This is a genomic window from Pseudomonas sp. LBUM1646, from assembly GCF_059716165.1.
In genome coordinates this window covers 4,747,501-4,768,022 of sequence record NZ_CP166810.1, presented here as the reverse complement: position 1 = coordinate 4,768,022, position 20,522 = coordinate 4,747,501, and the positions used below count along the sequence as shown (strand labels likewise).

Below are 20,522 nucleotides of genomic sequence, written 5' to 3'. Positions count from 1 at the left end.
GCCGTGGCTTTTGCCTACGCGGCCTGACTGCATCTAGATAAGACGGATGAGCAGCGAAAATCCCGAAAGAGGATATGAAAGTAAATGTTTCGTATTGCTGTCTGCGAATGGAGCGATCTTTTGATTTTGCGCCCCGATCCAACACGATCCATGTTCCAAGCCATCACTGTCAGCCCATTGATGCCCAACCGCCGCTCCTTAAGATGGAACCCAGACGCCTGCGGCGTACCGTCCCCCGAGCGAGCACTTCCATGACCCCAGCAAGAACCCTTTACGACAAACACATCGATTCCCACACGGTGTGTCGCCTCGATGACCAGGGCCATGTCCTGTTGTACATCGATCGCCAGGTCATCAACGAATACACCAGCCCCCAGGCCTTCAGCGGTCTTCGCGAAGCTCAACGCGACGTCTGGCGCCCCGAAACCGCGTTGGCCGTGGTCGATCACGTCAACCCCACCGCCCCGGTGCGCATTGCCGCCATGCCGGATGCCGGCGGGGCGCGGCAGGTGTCGTACCTGGCGGAAAACTGCCGGGACTTCGGCATCGAATTACTGGACATCCTCGACAAACGCCAGGGCATCGAACACGTGATCGCCCCGGAGCAAGGCTTCATCCTGCCGGGCATGGTCATTGCTGCCGGCGACAGCCATACCACCACCTATGGCGCCCTCGGGGCCTTCGGTTTCGGCATTGGCACCTCAGAGATCGAACACCTGCTGGCGTCCCAGACCCTGGTCTACAAACGCCTGAAAAGTATGCGTGTGATCGTGGACGGGGAGCTGACGCCAGGGCTGACGTCCAAGGACGTGATCATGGCGCTGATCGGCCAGATCGGCGCATCGGGCGCCACTGGCTACGCCATCGAATTTCGTGGCTCGACCATCGATGCCTTGAGCGTCGAAGCGCGCATGACCATTTGCAACATGGCGGTGGAGGCGGGCGCCCGAGGCGCATTTATGGCGCCGGACGAGAAAGTCTTCGCTTACCTCAAGGACAAACCTCGCGCACCGAAAGGCGAATTGTGGGACCGCGCGGTAGAGAAGTGGCGCAGCTTGCACAGCGATGCAGACGCTCAGTTCGACCGTGAAGTTTATTTGGACGCCGGTGCTTTGGAACCGATGGTCACCTGGGGCACCAGCCCGGACCAGGCTTCACCGATTGGCGCGCGGGTCCCGGATCCGCAGGACGTCAGCGACCTGATCCTGCGCCAGGACATGCGCCGCGCCCTGAACTACATGGGCCTGGAGGCGGGCATGCCGTTGAGCGAGATCGTCATCAGCCATGCCTTTATCGGTTCCTGCACCAACGCGCGAATCGAAGACTTGCGCGATGCCGCCAGCGTGGTGCGCGGCAAACGCGTCGCCAGCCATGTGCGCGCGATGATCGTGCCGGGGTCCACCGAAGTACGCGATCAGGCCGAAGCCGAAGGCCTGGCGGCGATCTTTATCGAGGCGGGGTTCGAATGGCGCCAGTCCGGCTGCTCGATGTGCCTGGCGATGAACGATGACGTGCTGGCCCCGGGCGACCGCTGCGCCTCCAGCACCAACCGCAATTTCGAAGGCCGCCAGGGCGCCGGTGCCCGCACCCACCTGATGAGCCCTGCGATGGTCGCCGCGGCAGCGATCACCGGTCGCCTGACCGACATCCGCCACTTTGGAGACCGAGCATGAGCCAGCAACCTTTTACCCAAGTCAGCGGCAAGGCTGCGCCGATGCTGGCGGCCAATATCGACACCGACGTGATCATGCCCAAGCAATTCCTCAAGGGCATCGACCGCGCGGGGCTGGATCGTGGGTTGTTTTTTGATGTGCGGTTTTTGCCGGACGGTTCGCTCAATCCTGAGTTCGTGCTCAATCAACCAGCCTGGCAGGGCGCGAGTTTTATGGTGGTCGGGCCGAATTTCGGTTGCGGATCGAGCCGGGAACATGCGGTGTGGGGTTTGAAGCAGATGGGGATTCGGGCGTTGATCGGCTCAAGCTTTGCCGGGATCTTTTATGACAACTGCCAACGCAATGGGGTGTTGCTGATTACGCTGGAAGAAGCAGTGTTGCAGCGGCTGGGGCAAGTTGTCAGCCAACCGGACAGTGCAGAAATCAGCGTCGATCTGGAGGCTCAGCAGATTCGGTTGCAGGACGGGCAGATTATTCCGTTCGAGATCGACACCCTGCGCAAGACCGCGTTATTGCTGGGGCTTGATGCCATTGGCAGCACCTTGCAGCGCAGTGAACAGATCAAAGCCTTTGAGCGTGAGCATCTGGCTGCGAATCCCTGGTTGTCCTGAGGGAAAAGATCGCCGGCTTCGCCAGCTCCTACCGGGTTTTGTGTACACCCGCAGGAGCTGGCGAAGCCTGCGATCTTTTGACCTTGATCTGCTAAACCGACAAGCCCTTGAAATGCTCCTGCAAAAACTCCACACACGCGCGCAACTTCCCGGAATACGCCAACCGCGTCGGATACACCGCCCACACATTCGCACTCTGGGTGTAATCCGCCAGCACCTGCACCAACCGCCCTTGCTCCAGCAACGGTTTCACATCCCACAATGAACGCAGCAACACCCCGCGCCCGTCCAGTGCCCACTGCAAGACAATCTCGCCGTTGTTGGACGACAACGGCCCGCTGACCCGCACACTCTCCTGAACCCCGTCGCGTTCCAGGTTCCAGATGCCGAACGCGTTGTCGCGCTCCTTGATCACCAGGCAATGATGCTGCTCCAGATCCGCCAGCGTCTGCGGCGTGCCGTGGCGTTGCAGATAAGTGGGGGCCGCGCATAACACCCGCCGATTACTCACCAGGCGCCGACCGATGTGCTGGCCGGGAATGTCATCGCCGACGCGGATCTCCAGGTCGAAGCCTTCGCTGACGATGTCCACTACCCGATCAAACAGGTCCAGGCGAATTTCCAGTTCCGGGTAACGCTCGGCCAACAGCGACACGGCCGGCGCCACATGATTACGACCGAAGCCGAAGCTGCTGCACAAGTGCAAACGCCCGCGAGGGCTGTCGTGGGCGTCGGAGAGTTCGTCGTGCAGTTGCTGGAAGTCATCGAGAATGCGCAGGGCCCAGCGTTGCACCCGTTCACCGTCCTCGGTCAACGCGATGCGGCGGCTGGTGCGATGCAGCAGGCGCGTGCCGAGGGTGGTTTCGAGAATCTGGATACGCTTGCTGACATAAGCAGGGGACAGGCCCAACTCATCGGCCGCTGCGGCGAAACCGCTTTTGCGGATGACGGTGAGCAATACACGCAAATCTTCGGGTAGGGGCACGGTGTCTTTCTTGAGGGTCATGACAGAACGAGCAGTGGCGGCATGAGCCGCCAGCATAGCATCGCTGTTTGCAGGGACTTATTTGGTGGAGAGTTCAGCGGCAATCTTGGCCGCAGCCGCCCGGGCATGTCGCCCGCGCTTGAGGGCAATCGGCGCCATTTTGCTGCGGTCCAGTTCGCCTTCCCACGCGGCCACCACCAAGGCTGCCACGGCGTTGCCGATGATGTTGGTCAGGGACCGGCATTCCGCCATGAACCGGTCGACACCGAGGATCAACACCATCGCCGCCACCGGCACAGTCGGCACCACCGCCAGGCTCGCCGCCAATGCAACGAAACCGGCGCCGACCACGGCGCCGGCACCTTTTGAGGTGAGCATCGCCACCGCCAGCAAGGTCAGTTGTTGCTCCAGCGTCAGGTCGATGTTGGTCGCCTGGGCCAGGAACAACACCGCCAGGGTCATATAGATGTTGGTACCGTCAAGGTTAAACGTGTAACCGGTCGGTACCACGATGCCGACCACGCCTTTCGACGCGCCAAGGCTTTCCAGTTTCTGGATCAACTGCGGCAGCGCCGATTCCGAAGAACTGGTGCCGAGCACGATCAACAGCTCAGCCTTGATGTACGCCAGCAGTTTGAAAATGCTGAATCCGGCGTAGCGGGCGATGCTGCCCAGCACACAGGCAACGAAGATAAACGCGGTCAGATAGAAGGTGCCGATCAGTTTCAGCAGCGGCAACAACGAGCCGAGGCCGTACTTGCCGATGGTGAACGCGATCGCACCAAAGGCACCGATCGGCGCGACGCGGCTGATGATCCCGACGATGCGGAAAAACACCTCGCTGGCCTGGTTGATGATGCCCACCAGCGGCCGACCTTTCTCTCCGACCATCACCAGCGCAATCCCGAACAGCACCGACACAAACAGCACCGGCAGGATTTCGCCTTGGGAAAACGCTTCAAAAAACGTCGTCGGAATCACATGCAACAGAAACCCGGTCACGCCTTCGCCGTGTTGGGCCTGGCCGACGAAACCGGCGATGGCTGACGAATCCAGAGTCTTCACGTCAATGTTGAAACCGGCGCCCGGATGCAACGCATGGGCAGCGAGCAAGCCGATCAACAGCGCGATGCTGGACACCACTTCGAAATACAGCAGCGCCTTGCCGCCGACCCGGCCCACCTGTTTCACGTCGTGCATGCTGGTGATCCCGGAGACCACGGTGCAGAAGATGATCGGGCCGATGATCATCTTGATCAGCTTGATGAAACCGTCGCCCAACGGCTTGAGATCGATTCCGACTTGCGGCCAGTAATGCCCGATCGCAATGCCCATCGCGATGGCGATAAGCACCTGCACATAGAGGGTTCCCAGCAGTTTTCTGATTGTCATTTTTATTATCTCGAGACGGTTTTTGGGCATGACGATCCCGCGCGGGCCAGCGACGGCCCGCGGTGGGAGGTGGATTCAGGTCAGTAGAGCGCGGGTGTCAGCGCAGGAAACCCAGAACTTCGGCGAGCAACAGCTCGGGGGCTTCTTCGGCGATGTAATGGCCGGCGGGTAGCGCTTTACCGCGCACGTCGGTGGCCACGAGTTGCCATTCCTTGAGTGGCTCGAAGCAACGGCCGACCGTGCCTTCGGCGCCCCATAACACCAGCAGGGGCAAATTCAGATGGCGGCCGGCGTCGAGATCGGCGCGGTCGTGGTCCAGGTCGATGCTGGCGCTGGCGCGGTAGTCCTCGCAGATGCCCCGGGCGGTGCCGGGTAGTTTCAGGCAACGCAGGTATTCGCCGAACGCTTCAGGTGTGAACGGCTTGAGCCCGGCGCTGCGGCTGCCCATCACACTACGCAGGTACGACTCTGGATCGGCCTCGATCAGGGTTTCCGGCAGCGGCGCCGGGCGGATCAGGAAGAACCAGTGCCAATAAGCACGGGCGAACGCTTCGTTGGTTTGCGCGTACATCGACAAGGTCGGGGCGATGTCGAGCAGCACCATGCGTTGCACGGCATCGGGATGATCCAGCGCCAGGCGATGGGCGACCCGGGCGCCACGGTCGTGGGCCAGCACCGAGAACTGCTCGAAGCCCAGGGACTTCATCAGCTCGACGCCGTCCTTGGCCATTTCCCGTTTGGAGTAATTGGTGTGGTGATCGTTGGCCGGCGGTTTGCCGCTGTCGCCATAGCCGCGCAGGTCGGCGGCGACCACGGTGAAATGCTCGGTCAGTTGCTCGGCGATCTTGTGCCATATGACGTGGGTCTGCGGGTGACCGTGCAACAGCAGCAGGCCCGGCCCGTTGCCGCCGATGCGGTAGGCAATGTCCACGCCGTTGACGTGGCGCTGGTCTTTCAGGAATCCGGCGAACATGGGATGACTCCTTGTTGTAGTTGCCTGCATCCTGAAATTGTTCGGCGGTTACGGCAAGGCGCAAAGCGTGGGGCGGTTGTTCATGAAGTGTGTTGAGCCACGATCGTTCCCACGCGGAGCGTGGGAACGATCGGGGTGTTCAAGCCTGGCTAAACATCTCCTTCGCCCGCTGCTCAATCTGTTCCTGAGTCAAATCCTCCTTGCGCGTCGCCAAAAACCACAAATGCCCATAGGGATCCTTCAAGGTCCCCGAGCGGTCGCCATAAAACTGATCCTTGACCTCGGACACCACCGTGCCACCGGCGTCAATCGCCTGTTTATAGGACTTGTCGACATCGGTCACATACAAGTGCAACCCCACGGACGGTGATGTGTCCGGATTGCTCAACGGCCCTTGATCGCACGGCGTGCCGAGCATGATCGGGCAGTCGCCGATACGCAGTTCGGCGTGGCCGATGCCGCCGTCGGGCATGCTCAGGCGCATCACTTCGATGGCGCCAAAGGCTTTTTTGTAGAACTCGATGGCTTCGGCGGCTTTCTGGATGCCGAGGTAGGGGGTGATGCTGTGATAACCCTCTGGAATGGGTTTGACGCTCATGACGGTTCTCCCTTTTTGTTGTGAGTTGAAGGTGTTCCTTCGCCGATTTCCGGTCGAATAACTATAGGTCAGCGCCATTTCGGCAACCGGGTGCCCGACGAGCAGCAGCGCCACTGTTCAGCCATCAACAGCGAAGCAGCAGATTGCTCGGGTTTATCACCACGAAACCCGCGAAACCCCCGTAAGCATTGGCCGATGCGGTCGGCACAGAAGCTGTAATGACCCTCTCAAAACCGTGTTGTCGAGAGTCTTGTATGCCTGGATCTGCCATTTATCCGGCAACTGGCTGCTCAACGGCGTTAAACCGCCACGCCACGACTGGTCCTGACCATGGCCGAGTGGTTTAAAAACACCTATTGGGCCGACATCGCCCAGGCCTGTCTCGACACGCTGATCCTGGTGCAAGCCCTGCAAATGACCGGCGACCGCCTGGTGGCGCGTTACAGCCGACGCTAAAACTACTATTACCAGTACCGACCGTTCCTCGATGATTTCAACAAGACCCGCCAGACCGATTTGGTGCCGGTGGTCGGCGTGCACATCGAGCCGTTCGGCGCGTATTCGACCAGGATCAAAAACATCAGCGAATTGAAGGATGGCGCCAGCGTGTCGATCCCCAATGACCCGGTGAACACCGGCCGTGCGTTGCTGCTGCTGCATGAGGCAGGGCTGATCAAACTCAAGGACCCGAGCAACACCTTGGCCACGCAACGGGACATTATCGACAACCCGAAACACCTGAAGATTCGTGAGCTGGAAGGGGCATTACTGGCGCGGTCGGTAAGCCAGGTGGATTTGGCGTTTGTGTTTGCCAACTATGCGCTGGAAGCGGGGATCGACACCAACAGCGCGTTGATCGTCGAGAAGGGCAAGAGCCTGTACATCGAATTCCTCGTCGCCCGCCCGGACAACATCAATGACCCGCGGATTCAGAAACTGGCCAAGGCGTTGAATTCCGATGAAGTTAGGCAGTTCATCTTGACCCGCTATAAAGGGCAGATAGCGCCCGGTTTCTAAATGATCGTTCCCTCGCGGAGCGTGGGAACGATCATTACTCGAGGAGCTGCGCTCCCGTCCCTTGCTCCCCCAGCACATCGCCAAAGTTACGCAACGGACACGCCTCCATCGACAAACACCCACAGCCGATGCAGCCATTGAGCCGGTCCCGCAGCAAGGTCAGCTGATGAATCCGCTGATCCAGATACCGACTCCACTGCGCCGACAACACCTGCCAGTCCGCCGCCGTCGGCGCGCGGTTGTCCGGCAAGGATTGCAGCGCCGCGGCGATCTCCGCCAACGGAACTCCCAGCCGCTGCGCGACCTTGATCAACGCCACTCGCCGCAATACTTCACGCGGATAACGCCGCTGGTTGCCCTGATTGCGATGGCTTTTGATCAAACCCTTGGTTTCATAGAAGTGCAGGGCGGTCACGGCCACGCCGCTGCGGGCAGCCACTTGGCCGACAGTGAGTTCCTTGTGCAGATTTTCCGAGGTGACCATTTGCAAAATGCCCCTTGACCTCTAGTTAACTAGAGGTTTTACCCTGCAGGCCTTCGGATCGCAAGGTCCGGTTTTCAGGTGAGTGGGGACTATTCATGCAAACGTCAGAGAAAAACCGCAGTTTCACCCAATTGATCGAATTCGAGATCGAACCTCATCAACAACCGGCACTGGTGTCGGCGCTGTCCGCACAGACCGAGCGCCTGGCCCAGGATTTCAGCGGGTTCCTGAGTGCCAGCATCCAGGCCAGCGACGATGGCCGACGGGTGCTCAATTACCTGCAATGGCAATCCCGCGAGGCCGGGGAAGCCGCGTTCCAGCGCTTTGAAAGTGGCGAACAGGATTTCTGGCATCTGATCCGCGCCCATCAGGCGAAAACCGTGACCTTCGGTTCATTTCAGGTGCTGCACAGCCTGGAGCGCAGTCACGACGATGCGCTGCATTGCAACCTAGTGAGCTAGTTAGATCGACAACTGCATCAAGCGCTCGCCCTGGACGTTTTCCGTGGGCCGGCGCTTGTTCACCGCCAGTTCGCCGATCTTGATCAGCCGCGTGCGGGTCACGTTGCGGCTCAACCCCAGCAAAGCAGCGGTGTGCACCTGGTTGTAATGACTGAAGCGATACGCCGCGCGCAGTAAGGCATCTTCGACTTTTTCGTGCAGCGCCCCGGCCTGTTCCTCAAAGAGCTTTTGAAAGGCGCGGTCGAGCAAGGCTTCCGGCGAATCGTCGACCGTGCCGTGGTGATCGTCCTGACGCTCGATGCGCATGTTCGACAGACGCAGGTCATCCCGTTCGATCACGCCGTTACGGCAGATCAGCAGGGTGTGGTGAATGACGTTTTCCAGCTCGCGGATATTGCCCGGCCAGCTGTAGCTGCGCAGTTTCAGCTCGGCTTCTTTGCTGATGGTAATGGTGCCGTAACCGAGGCGCTGGCTGTAGGCTTCGACGAAGTGTCGAGTCAGCGGCAGGATGTCGCCGGGACGATCGCGCAGCGGGCTCAATTCCAGGCTGACCACGTCGAGGCGGTAATACAGATCCTCACGGAAATGCCCGGCGTTGATGGCTTTCTCCAGTTGCACATTGGTCGCTGCCAGTACCCGCACGTCGATGGGAATGCTCTTGCGCGAGCCGAGGCGCACCACTTCACGCTCCTGCAACACCCGCAGCAACTTGACCTGGATCGCCATCGGCAAATCGCCGATTTCGTCGAGGAACAAGGTGCCGCCATCCGCCTCTTCGAACCATCCGGCCTTGGCGCTCAACGCCCCGGTAAAAGCGCCTTTCTCATGGCCGAACAACTCGGCTTCCACCAGGGATTCGGAAAACGCGCCGCAGTTCACCGCCACGAACGGCCGGTTGCGCCGGGCGCTGAGGTTGTGGATATGCCGCGCCACCAGCTCTTTGCCGGTGCCGGTTTCACCGATGATCAGCACGCTGGCTTCACTCGGCGCGACCTGTTGCAAATGCGCGAGCAAGGCCTGGGATTTCGGGTCTTCGAACACTTGCGCGGTGGCACGGATCGACGTGGCCAGGGCGGGTGAAGGCGGTAGGGTCAGCAGTTGCATGGCAGGCTCCATGAAGAGAAGGTCAGGAATAGAAAGTCGGAATCGGCAGGGACTGGTTCAACGCCCAATCACCCAGTTCATGGAGTTTGTAATCCACCGGGTCGTGCAGGGTTTGCGTGCGCAGGTTGCGCCAGTGGCGGTCCAGTCGCAGCGAGGCGTGGGTCGAGCGCGCGCCGGTGACTTCGAACAAGCGGCTACAGAGTTCCAGGCCATTGCGTGTGGCGGCGACCTTGGCCGTGGCAATCGCCGTCGCCAGATGTCCGCGCTCTTCGGCGCTGAGATTCGGGCCCTTGGCCCAGGCCTTGTCGAGCAGGTCGGCGGCGCGTTCCACCAACAATCGGACACCTTCGAGGGCGACCCAGAACTCGCCGTAGTGGCTGAGTACATACGGGTCTTCGCGCACATCCTGGGCACTGGATTTATGCCAGGGCCGGGTTTCGGTGAGGGTGTATTGCCGCGCTTCTTCAAACGCACCTTCGGCAATGCCGAGGAACATGTGAGTGAAGGTCAACTGAGCGATCAATGGCCGCAGGCAGGCGAACGGTGTGCTCAACGGACCGGGATCGAGCAGCAATTCCGACTCTTCGACGCGCACCCGTTCAAACGTGGCGCTGCCGCTGTCGGTCTGGCGCTGGCCCATGTTGTTCCAGTCGTTGTGCAGGGTGATGCCGCTGCGACCGCTGGGAATCGCGGCGATCAACAGCTTGCCACCGGCGCTTTCGTCGACCGCCGAGGCGATCAGCATTTGTGAATCGCTGGCGCCGGAGCAGAAGCTTTTCTTGCCGGAAAACTCGCGCCAGCCGCCGAGGTTCTTCACCACGGAGCGGGTGTCCAGCGGATTCAGGGCATTGCCCCAGAACCAGTTCTTGCGCGCGGTTTGTTCGAACCACGGCTGCCATTGTTCAGGTTTGGCGAACAGGCGCACGGTGGCGAGCATCAAGTGGTGGAAGCCGAAAACATGGGCAATCGAACTGTCGACCTTGGCGAACTCGCGCACGATAGTCAGGGTTTCACTCCAGCTGGCGCCGAGGCCGCCGTACTGGGTGGGAATGCTTAAGGCGAGCAGACCGCTGTGACGCAAAGCGTCACGTTCGGCCTTGGGCGTACCGCCGCGTTCGTCGCGCTCGACGGCAGTCAGGGCGAACTCGGCCGCCAGTTGGCGAGCGGTGTGCAAGGGGGATAGCAGGGCGCTTTGTGGTTTGGCCGGCACGCGGGGGTTCCTTTTTTCTGGTGACCGATCGTTCCCACGCTCTGCGTGGGAATGCCTCTGGGGACGCTCCGCGTCCAGTGACGCGGAGCGTCACGGGCTGCATTCCCACGCAGAGCGTGGGAACGATCAGGCGTGGCGGTCAGGCCGTGGCTTTGGTGGGCAGCACATCATTGGCGATCATTTCGCCAAACGGCCCGGTGAGGTTGGTCACGCCACGTCCGGCCAGACTCGCGTAAGGCTCTGGCAACAACGGGAACACCAGCTCGGCAAAGCGATATGCCTCTTCAAGGTGCGGATAGCCGGAGAAGATAAAGCTCTCGATCCCCAGGTCCGCATACTCCTTGATCCGCGCCGCGACTTGCTGCGGATCACCCACCAGCGCAGTCCCGGCACCGCCGCGCACCAAGCCGACACCGGCCCAGAGGTTAGGGGCGATTTCCAGGTTGTCGCGACGCCCGTCATGCAGCGCGGCCATGCGCCGCTGACCTTCGGAATCAAACCGCGAAAACGACTTCTGCGCGGCGGCGATGGTTTCGTCGCTGATGTGCTCGATCAATTTGTCCGCCGCTTTCCACGCTTCTTCGGCCGTCTCGCGAACGATCACATGCAGGCGAATCCCGAACTTCACCGTGCGCCCGTTACGCGCGGCACGTTCACGCACATCGGCGAGTTTTTCCGCCACGGCATCCGGTGGCTCGCCCCAGGTCAGGTACACGTCCACTTGCTCGGCGGCGAGTTCATGGGCCGCTTCCGATGAGCCACCGAAGTACAACGGCGGATACGGTTTCTGCACCGGCGGATACAACGCCTTGGCGTTCTGCACCTGTAGGTGTTTACCTTCGAAATCTACCGATTCACCTTGCAGCACCCGACGCCAGATTTGCAGGAATTCGTCGGTGACTTCGTAGCGTTCGCTGTGATCGAGGAAGATCCCGTCGCCCCGGTTTTCATCCGGGTCGCCGCCGGTTACTACGTTGATCAACAAGCGGCCGTTAGACAGTCGATCCAGCGTGGCGGCCATGCGCGCCGAAACGGTTGGCGAGATGATCCCCGGACGAATCGCCACCAGATATTTCAGGCGCTCGGTCAGCGGCACCAATGCCGAGGCAATCACCCACGAGTCTTCGCAGGAGCGCCCGGTAGGAATCAACACACCGTGGTAGCCAAGACTGTCGGCGGCCTGAGCCACTTGTTTCAAATAGTTAAGCGTCACCGGGCGGGCGCCCTGGGTGGTGCCCAGGTAATGGCCATCGCCATGGGTGGGCAGAAACCAGAAAACATCCATGAAGAGATCCTTAAGCGATTTTCAGCAGATTTTTGGGGTGCACGCCAAACAACGGCGCGGCGCGTTCTGCAGCAAGACGAATGCGGGCCTTCAAGGGCTCACTGGTTATTTGATAATTCGAGAAATCGGCTTCGGTGGCGTAGACACCAATCGGCAGGGTCAGGGCCTGGAAGAAACTGAACAGCGGTCGCAGCTGATGATCGAGCACCAGCGCATGACGCTCGCTGCCACCGGTGGCGGCCAGCAGCACCGGGGTGTTGATCAGCGCATTGAGGTCGATCAGGTCGAACAGGTGCTTGAGCAGGCCAGGGTAGGAACCGCGATAAACCGGCGCGGCGACGATCAGCAGGTCGGCGCTTTCGATGGCTTGCAGCTCGGCCTCGATCTCGGCACTCAATTCCTGACGGGCGAGGGCAGCGCCCAATGGTCGGGCGATGTCGCCCAGTTCGATCAGCTTGCTCTCGATCGGCAACTGTTCACCGAGTTCGGCCAACAGCGCTTGGGTCAGCACCAAGGTACGGGACGGACGCCAGGTACCGCCGGAGAGGGCAACGACTTTCAGTGGACGCGACATGATCAGTTCCTTTTTAAACAGTTGCTCAGGGAGCAGTGAAGAGTCACTGGGCTTGAGCAAGACCTGTACCAATCCTTCGGAGGCCCGATTTCCGGGGCTTGCAGCGCCGTGGTCGGGGCGAACTGTGCGATTGGCAGGGCTGTTTGTTGAATGACTGTTGCCAGGCAAACAGTTGCGTGGGCAACAGCGGGTTGAGCGATGTTGTTGTTATAAAGCCTCGCTGTTATTCCGTAAAAGATCATTAAAAGATATTTATAGATCTTTAACGAATATGCGGCTGGCGATGTTTTGATCCTGATAGCCACTATCGAGAGCGTTGATTTCTGCCAGACCCGGGTCGGGCGTAGCCTTCACCTATCGCCAAACACAACCTTGTCAGGACGCTCCCCATGAACCGCTTACTCACTGTTTCCCTGCTGCTCGCCGTTTCCGTTCTCGCCGGATGTGCCAGCCATGTTTCCCCGGAACTGCGGCCCTACACCGCTGAAGAAAGCAAGGAACTGGCGCTGGAAGCGTTGAACCGCCAAGGGTTGTCCTTCGATGAGTACCACTCGAAAAAAGCTGCACTGCTCGGCCAGCCGCAAAAGTCTTTTGGCTTCGATAGCCAGGGCGAAATGAACGCCGAACGTGCCGTACACCTTCACGGTCGTCCAAGCTAAACAGCGACTGTACTGCTCGAACTTTTACGCAACTGTCCGTGGGTTTCCCGGCAGGTGTGCGATAGGGTCAATACCTGACTGACCCTGACGGACTGCCACCGATGACGCTCTCGCTCGATCTGCTGCTGGGCTTTGCCCTGTTTGCCCTCGTGACCTCCATCACCCCCGGCCCGAACAACACCATGTTGCTGGCATCGGGTGTGAATTTCGGCTTTAACCGCACCATCCCCCATATGCTCGGCATCACCTGCGGCTTCTTCGTATTGGTGGTCGCGGTGGGTTTTGGCCTGGGCGCGGTGTTTAAAACCTATCCGTTGCTCTACACCGTTTTGCGTTATGTCGGAGCGGCCTATTTGCTGTATCTGGCATGGAAAATTGCCCACTCCGGGCCTGTCTCCGAGAGCGAAAAGGGTGAGAGCAAACCGATCAGTTACCTCAGTGCTGCGGCGTTTCAGTGGGTCAATCCCAAGGCCTGGATCATGGCCATTGGCGCCATCAGCACCTACACGCCGATGCAGGGCTATTTCACCAATGTGATTGTGATTGCTGCGGTTTTTGCCTTGATCAATCTGCCGAGCGTCGGCGTCTGGGCGGGTTGCGGTACTTTGTTGCGCAATGTGTTGAAAGATCGCCGCTGGTTGCGGATCTTCAACTGGGGCATGGCCTTGCTGCTGGTGGCTTCGCTGTATCCGTTGTTGATCGAAAGCTTTAGCTGACGCATTGCTTCAACCGGTTGCCCGATGCCTGTTAAGCTCGACTTCAGGAGCGTTCCTACGCACTTTGAAATGAAGTCGTATTTCTTTAACAGCATCCGATCAGGTATTGCTGGTGTCCTCATCCCGCATACCTGATCCCGGAACACGCTCTGCGAGCCTTTTTATGAATAAACGTCCGTTGTATTTCGATTACGCCGCCACCACGCCGGTGGATGAGCGGGTCATCAAGGTCATGGTCGAGTGTCTGGGTTTCAACGGCAATTTCGGCAACCCGGCGTCCAGTTCCCATGCGTTTGGCCAACAGGCCCGGCAATCGGTCGAGCAGGCACGCCAGCAAGTCGCCGAACTGGTGGGTGCCCAGGCGGATCAGATCGTCTGGACCTCCGGCGCCACCGAATCCAACAACCTGGCCTTGAAGGGCGTCGCCCAGGCCCGAGGTGTGTCCGGCGGCCACATCATCACCAGCCAGATTGAACACAAGGCAATTCTCGACACCGCGAAACAATTGCAGGACGCCGGTGTGGCGGTCACTTATCTGGTGCCGGATGCCGAAGGTCTGATTACCCCGCAAGCGGTCAGCGAAGCCCTGCGCGACGACACCTTTCTGGTGTCGCTGATGCTGGTCAATAACGAATTGGGCACGGTCAACGACATCCCGGCCATCGGCCAGGTGGTGCGTAATCGTGACGCGTTGTTTCACGTCGACGCGGCCCAGGGGGCGGGTAAAGTCGTGATCGATCTGGCCGAATGGCCGGTGGACCTGATGTCATTTTCCGCGCACAAGATCTACGGCCCCAAAGGCATCGGCGCGCTATACGTCGGCCCGCGGGCGCAACAGCGCTTGCAGGCGCAGATCCACGGCGGCGGTCACGAGGGCGGGTTGCGTTCCGGCACCCTGGCCACTCACCAGATCGTGGCCATGGGCGAAGCGTTTGCGTTGGCGGCGACCTTGTTCGAAGACGAGAAAGCCACCATCGTTCATCTGCGCGAGCGCTTGCTCGAACAACTATTGAGTATTCCGGGCGTGCGCCTCAATGGCAGCGCAACGCGACGCATCCCTCACACCCTGAGCCTGACCTTCGGCGAAGGCGAGTTCAATGCAACGGCGTTGGGCCATTCGATCGCGTTTTCCGCGACCTCGGCCTGCAACTCCGCCAGCAATGCTCCCTCCCATGTGCTGCTAGCCTTGGGGCACGACGCCCGTTCGGCGGGTCGCACCATCCGCTTGAGCCTGGGACGGTTCACCACCGAGCAGGATATCGACCAAGCGGTCGAACTGATTAAAGCAGCCTCCGCCAGCGCGCCGGCGTTCTGGCAATAAGCCGTTAAAGCAGCGCCGACTCAGATCGGCACTCAACAATAATGATGAAGTGGTTAGCAGGAGACATGATGAGTACGCAGCCTTTGACCAATGGATTGGTATCCCAGCGCCTGGCGCAAACCCGTGAACTGATGAGCCGGGAGGGCATTCACGCCCTGCTGGTGCCGTCGGCCGACCCACACCTGTCGGAATACCTGCCGGGTTACTGGCAAGGACGGCAATGGCTGTCGGGCTTCCACGGTTCGGTGGGCACCCTGATTGTTACGCCGGATTTCGCCGGGGTCTGGGCCGACAGCCGCTACTGGGAGCAAGCGAGCAAGGAACTCAAGGGCAGCGGCATCGAGTTGGTCAAGCTGCAACCGGGTCAACCGAGCCCGCTGGACTGGCTGGCCGAGCAAACCCCTGAAGGTGGTGTGGTTGCAGTTGATGGTGCGGTGATGGCCGTGGCGTCGGCACGTACGTTGGGCGGCAAACTCGAAGAGCGCGGCGCTCGTCTGCGCACTGATATCGATCTGCTCAGCGAAGTCTGGAGCGATCGCCCAAGCCTGCCGAACGAGCCGATCTATCAACACTTACCACCGCAAGCGACTGTGAGCCGCGGCGAAAAACTCGCCAAGTTGCGCGAAACGCTTGCAGCGCGCGGTGCCGACTGGCATTTCATTGCCACCCTTGATGACATCGCCTGGCTGTTCAACCTGCGCGGCGGCGACGTGTCGTTCAACCCGGTGTTTGTGTCCTTCGCCTTGATCAGCCAGCAACAGGCGACTTTGTTTGTGGCTCTGAGCAAAGTCAGCGCCGAACTGCGCGCCATCCTCGAACAGGACGGCGTGACCCTGCGCGATTACAGCGAAGTGGCCGACGCCTTGCGCGCTGTGCCGAGCGGGGCGAGCCTGCAAGTCGATCCGGCCCGCGTCACCGCCGGATTGCTGGAAAACCTGAACAGCGGCGTGAAACTGTTGGAAGGCCTGAATCCGACCACCCTGGCCAAATCGCAAAAAAGCCTGGCCGACGCTGAACACATCCGCCAGGCCATGGAACAGGACGGCGCGGCGCTGTGCGAATTCTTCGCCTGGCTGGAGTCGGCGTGGGGCCGTGAGCGCATCACCGAACTGACCATCGACGAACACCTGACTGCAGCGCGCATGCGGCGTCCGGATTATGTGTCGCTGAGTTTCAACACCATTGCCGCATTCAACGCCAACGGCGCGATGCCGCATTACCACGCCACTGAAGAAGAACACGCGGTGATCGAAGGTGACGGTCTATTGTTGATCGACTCCGGCGGCCAGTACTTGGGCGGCACCACCGACATTACCCGGATGGTGCCGGTCGGTACGCCAACCGATGAGCAGAAGCGCGATTGCACGCGGGTGCTCAAGGGCGTGATCGCTTTGTCCCGGGCGCAGTTCCCAAAAGGGATCTTGTCGCCGTTGCTGGACGCCATCGCCCGCGCGCCGATCTGGGCGGAGAGCGTCGATTATGGTCACGGCACCGGTCACGGCGTCGGCTACTTCCTCAACGTTCACGAAGGCCCGCAAGTAATTGCCTATCAAGCCGCGGCGGCACCACAAACCGCGATGCAGCCGGGGATGATCACCTCCATCGAGCCAGGGACTTATCGTCCGGGTCGCTGGGGTGTGCGGATCGAAAACCTGGTGTTGAACCGCGAGGCGGGCAAAAGCGAATTCGGTGAATTCCTGAAGTTTGAAACCTTGACCCTGTGCCCGATCGACACCCGCTGCCTGGAGCCGTCGCTGCTGACTGAGGACGAGAAACAGTGGTTCAACGGCTATCACGCTGAAGTACGTCAGCGCTTGAGCCCGTTGCTCGACGGTGCTGCGCTTGAATGGTTGAACACTCGGACTGCGTCTATCTGAACGGATTGAGCCAGGCGCTCTATCGGGCGCCTGGCTCATGTCGTTGGCAGGACTTAACTCAGTGCTTCAACGACGAAGTCCAACCGGTCCTGGCCGAAGAACAGCTGATTATCGATAAACATGCTCGGCGCACCGAACACGCCGCGCTGCACCGCCTTCTCGGTGTTGTCCTTGAGGGCGGCTTTGACTTCCTCGTCGGCGGTCAGGGCCAGCACCTCGTTCGGGTCAAAACCATTCTGCGTCAGCACGGCCGCCACGGTCGCCGGGTCATTGAGGCTGTGACCTTCGACCCACAGCGCAGTGAACAGACAATCTATAAATGCCTGGAAACGCTGCGGATGACGCAGTTGCATGCCCATGACGGCGCGCATCAACATCAGCGTATTGATCGGGAAATGCGGGTTGAACTTCAGCGGCACGCCGTAGCGTTTGGCGTAGCGGTCCAGATCCTGAAACATATAGCGACCCTTGGCCGGAATGGTCGCCGGTGAGGCATTGCCGGTGGCTTTGAAAACGCCACCCAGCAGCAGGGGAATATAGATCAACTGGCTGCCGGTCCGTGCACAGATCTTCGGCAGTTGGGTGTAGGCCAGGTAGGTGGCGGGACTACCTAGGTCGAAATAAAACTCCACGGTTTTGCTCATGGTCGATGCACTCTGCTTATTGTTGTGGGGGAGGGCTTACCAGCGTTCGCTCCAGGGGCGCAGGTCGAGCTCGAACGTCCAGGCGTCCCGAGGCTGGCTGTGCAAATACCAGTAGTTCTCGGCGATGTGCTCAGGGTTGAGGATGCCGTCTTGATCCTTGGTCGCGTACTTTTCCGGGAAATTGTCGCGGATGAAATCGGTGTCGATGGCGCCATCGACTACGACGTGGGCGACATGGATATTCATTGGCCCGAGTTCTCGGGCCATGCTTTGGGCCAGGGCGCGTATGCCGTGCTTGGCGCCGGCAAACGCTGCAAACCCTGCGGCGCCGCGCATGCCAGCGGTGGCACCGGTAAACAGGATCGTCCCCTGTTGGCGTTTCGCCATGCGTTTGGCCACTTCCCGGGCATTGAGGAATCCCGAGAAGCAGGCCATTTCCCAAATCTTGAAATACTTTCGAGCGGTTTCTTCGAGAATGCTGCACGGCACGTTGGCGCCGATGTTGAAGATTAATGCTTCGATGGGGCCGATCTCGGTTTCGATTTGCTCGACCAGCGCAATCACATCCTCTTCCTTGCGCGCGTCACAGGCAAACCCGTGAGCTTCGCCGCCGCTGGCCTTGATCGCATCCACCAACGGCTGGAGTTTGTCGGCGCTGCGACGGGTAACGCAGGCAATGAAGCCTTCCTGGGCAAAACGCTTGGCGATGGCGCCTCCGGTAGCATCCCCGGCACCCACAACCAGTACGACTTTCTTGTTATTCATGGGTAGATCCCTTTGATAAACGATCGTTAACTGAACGAACGTTATGCTACGATCCGGCCAGCGTCAAGGCGATCAATCCTGAGGACACGACAATGCGTTACTCGCCCAATCACAAGCTGGAAACAAAAGAGAAGCTGCTGGAAAGCAGCGCGGTGTCGGCCAAGACGTCTGGTTTTGCCACAGTCGGTGTCGATGGTTTGATGAAGGCGATCGGCTTGAGCGGCGGGGCGTTCTACAGTCACTTTTCGTCGAAGGATGAGCTGTTCGCTGCGATCGTCGAGCGAGAACTATGCCAAAGCCTGGCCCGGCTGGGCGGGCATGGCGAGCCGGATCGCGCCAGGCTTGAACGCTGTCTCAAGCACTACCTGAGCATGGCCCATGTCGAGCAGCCTGAGTCGGGGTGTGCTTTGCCGGCGTTGGGGGCGGAGATTGCCCGCTCAGACCTGGTGGTACGCCAGCAGGCAGAACTCTGGATTTGTCGGCTTCAGGAGAGTTGGGCGCGGATTCTGGACAGCGACAGCCTGGCGTGGGCGATTCTGTCGCAATGCATCGGTGCGCTGGTCGTGGCGCGTATGTTGGCCACTGCGGATATCCAGCGAACCGTGCTGCAGTCCAGTCACGATGAGATTGGCCGCCAGATCGCCGGACGGCATCAAGCTACTTGCAAATGACGATCATGCTGCGACTGGTGTAGCCGGCGGGGTTGAGGCCGAATGGATAGTCACCGGGCTCTTCCACGGCGTCCCCGGATTTGGCGATCACCTTGTAACCCTTGGGCGCGCACGAGTTGGCGGCGCTGGTGTAGCACTTGTCCCAGGAGGACGAGAGCCCCGAACAGTTGATATGCAGTCCTTTCTTGCCGTGTTTGACTTGGGTTTTCGTGGTCGCCGCGCAGCCCGCAACTGCAAGTACGGCGATCAGTATCAAAATTCGTTTCATTACTGTCCTTAAGCGCCCGGATCTTACGCCCGGGTCTGGCTGCGTTCGCTTTTACTTTCGCTTGACGCGCTCCGATATCCCTATCTGAAAGAGTCCATGTGTGGCACTAGTTTGCGGGCCTAAACATGGCCTAATTGAGCGGCAAATACCAGAGCTTCGTCAAATCCGCTATCAATCTGCCGCGACCGCAGGCTTGGCAGCACTCCCCATGGTCATGGTTGCGCCGACGGAAGCCAGAATGATGCACAGGATGGCCATCCACTGTGACAAGGAAAGGTACTCGTGAAGGAACAGCAGGCCTGAGAGCGCGCCGATCGCAGGTTCGATGCTCATCAGCGTGCCGAAGGTGCGTGCTGGCATTCGGGTCAGTGCGACCATTTCCAGGGTATAGGGCAGGGCGGTGGAAAGAATGGCAACGCCCAGAGCCACGGGGATCAGTGATGGGGTCAGCAGGGCTGCGCCTGCGTGAACGATACCGATAGGTGCGACGAAGAGTGCGGCAATCATGACGCCCAGGGCGGCGGTCGTTACGCCATTGTCGGCGCCGGCCTTTTGGCCAAACAGGATGTACAACGCCCAGCAGACGCCAGCGCCGAGTGCATAGCCAGCGCCCACCAGATCGATCCCGGCCGATGTAGCTCCCGTAGGTATCAATAGCAGCAAGCCCACCGCGGCGAGCGCGATCCACAGAAAGTCGATGGCGCGCCGTGAGGCATAGATAGCGACGGCTAGCGGGCCGGTGAATTCCAGGGCTACGGCAATGCCGAGCGGGACGGTGCGCAACGACATATAGAAGAGGAAGTTCATGCCGCCCAGCGCCATCCCGTAAATGATGACGGTGCGCAGGGATTTTGCGGTGAGCCTGGCTCGCCAGGGACGCAGGATCAGCAACATGATCACGCTGGCAAAGATCAGTCTCAGAGTGGTGGTCCCTTGGGCGCCAACAATGGGGAACATACTTTTGGCCAAGGAGGCGCCGGACTGGATCGATGCCATGGCTATCAATAGCAGGCCAACCGAGAAGAGGGTCGAGGCAAGGCTGCGGGGTTGGTCATTCATTGCGAGGCATCGTCCGAGGTAGGAAGCAAAAGTATTGTTTACGTGTTGGGCAATATACTGCGCATTCGTCGCGGTCGCGTCTATATATAGCAGGGATTTTCCGCCTCTTGATAGAAAAGCTAAATCAGGGCTTGACGGCAGATTCTGGAAGTCTATAATTCGCCCCACTTCCGGC

General features: G+C 60.0%; 22 protein-coding genes and 1 pseudogene. 10 read left to right on the top strand and 13 right to left on the bottom strand.

Annotation, left to right across the window (positions count from 1 at the left end):
- Positions 1–251: 251 nt before the first annotated feature.
- Both leuC and leuD read left to right on the top strand, forming a co-directional pair.
- Positions 252–1,673, top strand: coding sequence for a 3-isopropylmalate dehydratase large subunit (leuC, locus tag ACA071_RS21655; protein ID WP_497641028.1), 1,422 nt, complete (start codon positions 252–254; stop codon positions 1,671–1,673).
- Positions 1,670–2,284 (top strand): 3-isopropylmalate dehydratase small subunit, encoded by a 615-nt coding sequence (leuD, locus tag ACA071_RS21650; protein WP_497641027.1) that lies wholly within the window; start codon positions 1,670–1,672, stop codon positions 2,282–2,284. Before leuC ends, leuD begins: the two co-directional genes overlap by 4 nt.
- Positions 2,285–2,375: 91 nt before the next feature.
- Here the strand turns inward: leuD and ACA071_RS21645 are convergent, their stop codons facing one another.
- The 4 genes from ACA071_RS21645 to ACA071_RS21630 all read right to left on the bottom strand — a co-directional run bounded on the left by ACA071_RS21645 (position 2,376) and on the right by ACA071_RS21630 (position 6,232).
- Positions 2,376–3,326 (bottom strand): LysR substrate-binding domain-containing protein, encoded by a 951-nt coding sequence (locus ACA071_RS21645; protein ID WP_497641026.1) that lies wholly within the window; start codon positions 3,324–3,326, stop codon positions 2,376–2,378.
- A 21-nt stretch (positions 3,327–3,347) separates the two neighbouring features.
- Positions 3,348–4,661, bottom strand: a complete 1,314-nt coding sequence (dctA, locus tag ACA071_RS21640; RefSeq protein ID WP_497641025.1) for a C4-dicarboxylate transporter DctA — start codon at positions 4,659–4,661, stop codon at positions 3,348–3,350.
- Between the two features lie 97 nt (positions 4,662–4,758).
- Positions 4,759–5,634 carry an alpha/beta fold hydrolase gene (locus tag ACA071_RS21635; RefSeq protein ID WP_497641024.1) on the bottom strand — a complete coding sequence of 292 codons (876 nt, stop codon included), beginning with the start codon at positions 5,632–5,634 and terminating at the stop codon, positions 4,759–4,761.
- A 139-nt stretch (positions 5,635–5,773) separates the two neighbouring features.
- Entirely contained in the window at positions 5,774–6,232 is a 459-nt protein-coding gene (locus tag ACA071_RS21630; RefSeq protein ID WP_497641023.1) for a VOC family protein, read from the bottom strand.
- A 330-nt stretch (positions 6,233–6,562) separates the two neighbouring features.
- On the opposite strand from ACA071_RS21630, the gene ACA071_RS21625 reads away from it, so the two are divergent.
- Positions 6,563–6,688 (top strand): hypothetical protein, encoded by a 126-nt coding sequence (locus ACA071_RS21625; RefSeq protein WP_497645418.1) that lies wholly within the window; start codon positions 6,563–6,565, stop codon positions 6,686–6,688.
- A gap of 6 nt (positions 6,689–6,694) precedes the next feature.
- Positions 6,695–7,249, top strand: a pseudogene (locus ACA071_RS21620) (MetQ/NlpA family ABC transporter substrate-binding protein); the annotation flags it as partial.
- Between the two features lie 34 nt (positions 7,250–7,283).
- Here the strand turns inward: ACA071_RS21620 and soxR are convergent.
- Complete coding sequence (gene soxR, locus ACA071_RS21615) at positions 7,284–7,733, bottom strand: redox-sensitive transcriptional activator SoxR (RefSeq protein ID WP_497641022.1); 450 nt, start codon at positions 7,731–7,733, stop codon at positions 7,284–7,286.
- A 95-nt stretch (positions 7,734–7,828) separates the two neighbouring features.
- Between soxR and ACA071_RS21610 the strand changes: the two genes are divergently transcribed.
- The gene (locus tag ACA071_RS21610) at positions 7,829–8,194 is read left to right on the top strand and encodes an antibiotic biosynthesis monooxygenase (protein WP_497641021.1); all 366 of its coding nucleotides are present in this window, start codon (positions 7,829–7,831) and stop codon (positions 8,192–8,194) included.
- On the opposite strand, the gene ACA071_RS21605 is transcribed toward ACA071_RS21610, so the two are convergent.
- The 4 genes from ACA071_RS21605 to msuE all read right to left on the bottom strand — a co-directional run bounded on the left by ACA071_RS21605 (position 8,195) and on the right by msuE (position 12,367).
- The gene (locus tag ACA071_RS21605) at positions 8,195–9,298 is read right to left on the bottom strand and encodes a sigma-54 interaction domain-containing protein (protein ID WP_123409524.1); all 1,104 of its coding nucleotides are present in this window, start codon (positions 9,296–9,298) and stop codon (positions 8,195–8,197) included.
- 22 nt (positions 9,299–9,320) lie between these two features.
- Positions 9,321–10,508, bottom strand: coding sequence for an acyl-CoA dehydrogenase family protein (locus ACA071_RS21600; RefSeq protein ID WP_497641020.1), 1,188 nt, complete (start codon positions 10,506–10,508; stop codon positions 9,321–9,323).
- Positions 10,509–10,647: 139 nt separating this feature from the next.
- Complete coding sequence (gene ssuD / locus ACA071_RS21595; RefSeq protein WP_497641019.1) at positions 10,648–11,793, bottom strand: FMNH2-dependent alkanesulfonate monooxygenase; 1,146 nt, start codon at positions 11,791–11,793, stop codon at positions 10,648–10,650.
- Positions 11,794–11,803: 10 nt separating this feature from the next.
- Positions 11,804–12,367 (bottom strand): FMN reductase, encoded by a 564-nt coding sequence (gene msuE / locus ACA071_RS21590; RefSeq protein ID WP_123510419.1) that lies wholly within the window; start codon positions 12,365–12,367, stop codon positions 11,804–11,806.
- A gap of 389 nt (positions 12,368–12,756) precedes the next feature.
- On the opposite strand from msuE, the gene ACA071_RS21585 reads away from it, so the two are divergent.
- The 4 genes from ACA071_RS21585 (at position 12,757) to ACA071_RS21570 (ending at position 16,940) form a co-directional block, all read left to right on the top strand.
- On the top strand, positions 12,757–13,026 hold the full coding sequence (locus tag ACA071_RS21585) for a hypothetical protein (protein ID WP_497641018.1): 270 nt from the start codon (positions 12,757–12,759) through the stop codon (positions 13,024–13,026).
- A 101-nt stretch (positions 13,027–13,127) separates the two neighbouring features.
- Positions 13,128–13,742, top strand: a complete 615-nt coding sequence (locus tag ACA071_RS21580) for a LysE family translocator (protein WP_497641017.1) — start codon at positions 13,128–13,130, stop codon at positions 13,740–13,742.
- A 163-nt stretch (positions 13,743–13,905) separates the two neighbouring features.
- Positions 13,906–15,063 (top strand): cysteine desulfurase family protein, encoded by a 1,158-nt coding sequence (locus ACA071_RS21575; protein ID WP_497641016.1) that lies wholly within the window; start codon positions 13,906–13,908, stop codon positions 15,061–15,063.
- Positions 15,064–15,131: 68 nt separating this feature from the next.
- Complete coding sequence (locus ACA071_RS21570; protein ID WP_497641015.1) at positions 15,132–16,940, top strand: aminopeptidase P family protein; 1,809 nt, start codon at positions 15,132–15,134, stop codon at positions 16,938–16,940.
- A 53-nt stretch (positions 16,941–16,993) separates the two neighbouring features.
- Here ACA071_RS21570 and ACA071_RS21565 read toward each other — a convergent pair whose 3' ends face one another.
- Together ACA071_RS21565 and ACA071_RS21560 are read right to left on the bottom strand one after the other, a co-directional pair.
- Positions 16,994–17,584 carry a 2-hydroxychromene-2-carboxylate isomerase gene (locus ACA071_RS21565; RefSeq protein WP_497641014.1) on the bottom strand — a complete coding sequence of 197 codons (591 nt, stop codon included), beginning with the start codon at positions 17,582–17,584 and terminating at the stop codon, positions 16,994–16,996.
- 36 nt (positions 17,585–17,620) lie between these two features.
- Positions 17,621–18,349 (bottom strand): SDR family oxidoreductase, encoded by a 729-nt coding sequence (locus tag ACA071_RS21560; RefSeq protein WP_497641013.1) that lies wholly within the window; start codon positions 18,347–18,349, stop codon positions 17,621–17,623.
- 92 nt (positions 18,350–18,441) lie between these two features.
- On the opposite strand from ACA071_RS21560, the gene ACA071_RS21555 reads away from it, so the two are divergent.
- Positions 18,442–19,020, top strand: coding sequence for a TetR/AcrR family transcriptional regulator (locus ACA071_RS21555; protein WP_497641012.1), 579 nt, complete (start codon positions 18,442–18,444; stop codon positions 19,018–19,020).
- Here the strand turns inward: ACA071_RS21555 and ACA071_RS21550 are convergent.
- Both ACA071_RS21550 and rhtA read right to left on the bottom strand, forming a co-directional pair.
- Positions 19,007–19,288 carry a hypothetical protein gene (locus ACA071_RS21550; RefSeq protein ID WP_497641011.1) on the bottom strand — a complete coding sequence of 94 codons (282 nt, stop codon included), beginning with the start codon at positions 19,286–19,288 and terminating at the stop codon, positions 19,007–19,009. The genes ACA071_RS21555 and ACA071_RS21550 overlap by 14 nt on opposite strands.
- Before the next feature lie 171 nt (positions 19,289–19,459).
- Entirely contained in the window at positions 19,460–20,347 is an 888-nt protein-coding gene (rhtA, locus tag ACA071_RS21545) for a threonine/homoserine exporter RhtA (protein WP_497641010.1), read from the bottom strand.
- Between the last annotated feature and the right edge of the window lie 175 nt (positions 20,348–20,522).

What these genes read in the sequence shown, in the direction of transcription:
- leuC (WP_497641028.1), top strand. Translation starts at nt 252, where the DNA reads ATGACCCCAGCAAGAACCCTTTACGACAAACACATCGATTCCCACACG.
- leuD (WP_497641027.1), top strand. Translation starts at nt 1,670, where the DNA reads ATGAGCCAGCAACCTTTTACCCAAGTCAGCGGCAAGGCTGCGCCGATG.
- ACA071_RS21645 (WP_497641026.1), bottom strand. Translation starts at nt 3,326, where the DNA reads ATGCTGGCGGCTCATGCCGCCACTGCTCGTTCTGTCATGACCCTCAAG.
- dctA (WP_497641025.1), bottom strand. Translation starts at nt 4,661, where the DNA reads ATGACAATCAGAAAACTGCTGGGAACCCTCTATGTGCAGGTGCTTATC.
- ACA071_RS21635 (WP_497641024.1), bottom strand. Translation starts at nt 5,634, where the DNA reads ATGTTCGCCGGATTCCTGAAAGACCAGCGCCACGTCAACGGCGTGGAC.
- ACA071_RS21630 (WP_497641023.1), bottom strand. Translation starts at nt 6,232, where the DNA reads ATGAGCGTCAAACCCATTCCAGAGGGTTATCACAGCATCACCCCCTAC.
- ACA071_RS21625 (WP_497645418.1), top strand. Translation starts at nt 6,563, where the DNA reads ATGGCCGAGTGGTTTAAAAACACCTATTGGGCCGACATCGCCCAGGCC.
- soxR (WP_497641022.1), bottom strand. Translation starts at nt 7,733, where the DNA reads ATGGTCACCTCGGAAAATCTGCACAAGGAACTCACTGTCGGCCAAGTG.
- ACA071_RS21610 (WP_497641021.1), top strand. Translation starts at nt 7,829, where the DNA reads ATGCAAACGTCAGAGAAAAACCGCAGTTTCACCCAATTGATCGAATTC.
- ACA071_RS21605 (WP_123409524.1), bottom strand. Translation starts at nt 9,298, where the DNA reads ATGCAACTGCTGACCCTACCGCCTTCACCCGCCCTGGCCACGTCGATC.
- ssuD (WP_497641019.1), bottom strand. Translation starts at nt 11,793, where the DNA reads ATGGATGTTTTCTGGTTTCTGCCCACCCATGGCGATGGCCATTACCTG.
- msuE (WP_123510419.1), bottom strand. Translation starts at nt 12,367, where the DNA reads ATGTCGCGTCCACTGAAAGTCGTTGCCCTCTCCGGCGGTACCTGGCGT.
- ACA071_RS21585 (WP_497641018.1), top strand. Translation starts at nt 12,757, where the DNA reads ATGAACCGCTTACTCACTGTTTCCCTGCTGCTCGCCGTTTCCGTTCTC.
- ACA071_RS21580 (WP_497641017.1), top strand. Translation starts at nt 13,128, where the DNA reads ATGACGCTCTCGCTCGATCTGCTGCTGGGCTTTGCCCTGTTTGCCCTC.
- ACA071_RS21575 (WP_497641016.1), top strand. Translation starts at nt 13,906, where the DNA reads ATGAATAAACGTCCGTTGTATTTCGATTACGCCGCCACCACGCCGGTG.
- ACA071_RS21570 (WP_497641015.1), top strand. Translation starts at nt 15,132, where the DNA reads ATGAGTACGCAGCCTTTGACCAATGGATTGGTATCCCAGCGCCTGGCG.
- ACA071_RS21565 (WP_497641014.1), bottom strand. Translation starts at nt 17,584, where the DNA reads ATGAGCAAAACCGTGGAGTTTTATTTCGACCTAGGTAGTCCCGCCACC.
- ACA071_RS21560 (WP_497641013.1), bottom strand. Translation starts at nt 18,349, where the DNA reads ATGAATAACAAGAAAGTCGTACTGGTTGTGGGTGCCGGGGATGCTACC.
- ACA071_RS21555 (WP_497641012.1), top strand. Translation starts at nt 18,442, where the DNA reads ATGCGTTACTCGCCCAATCACAAGCTGGAAACAAAAGAGAAGCTGCTG.
- ACA071_RS21550 (WP_497641011.1), bottom strand. Translation starts at nt 19,288, where the DNA reads ATGAAACGAATTTTGATACTGATCGCCGTACTTGCAGTTGCGGGCTGC.
- rhtA (WP_497641010.1), bottom strand. Translation starts at nt 20,347, where the DNA reads ATGAATGACCAACCCCGCAGCCTTGCCTCGACCCTCTTCTCGGTTGGC.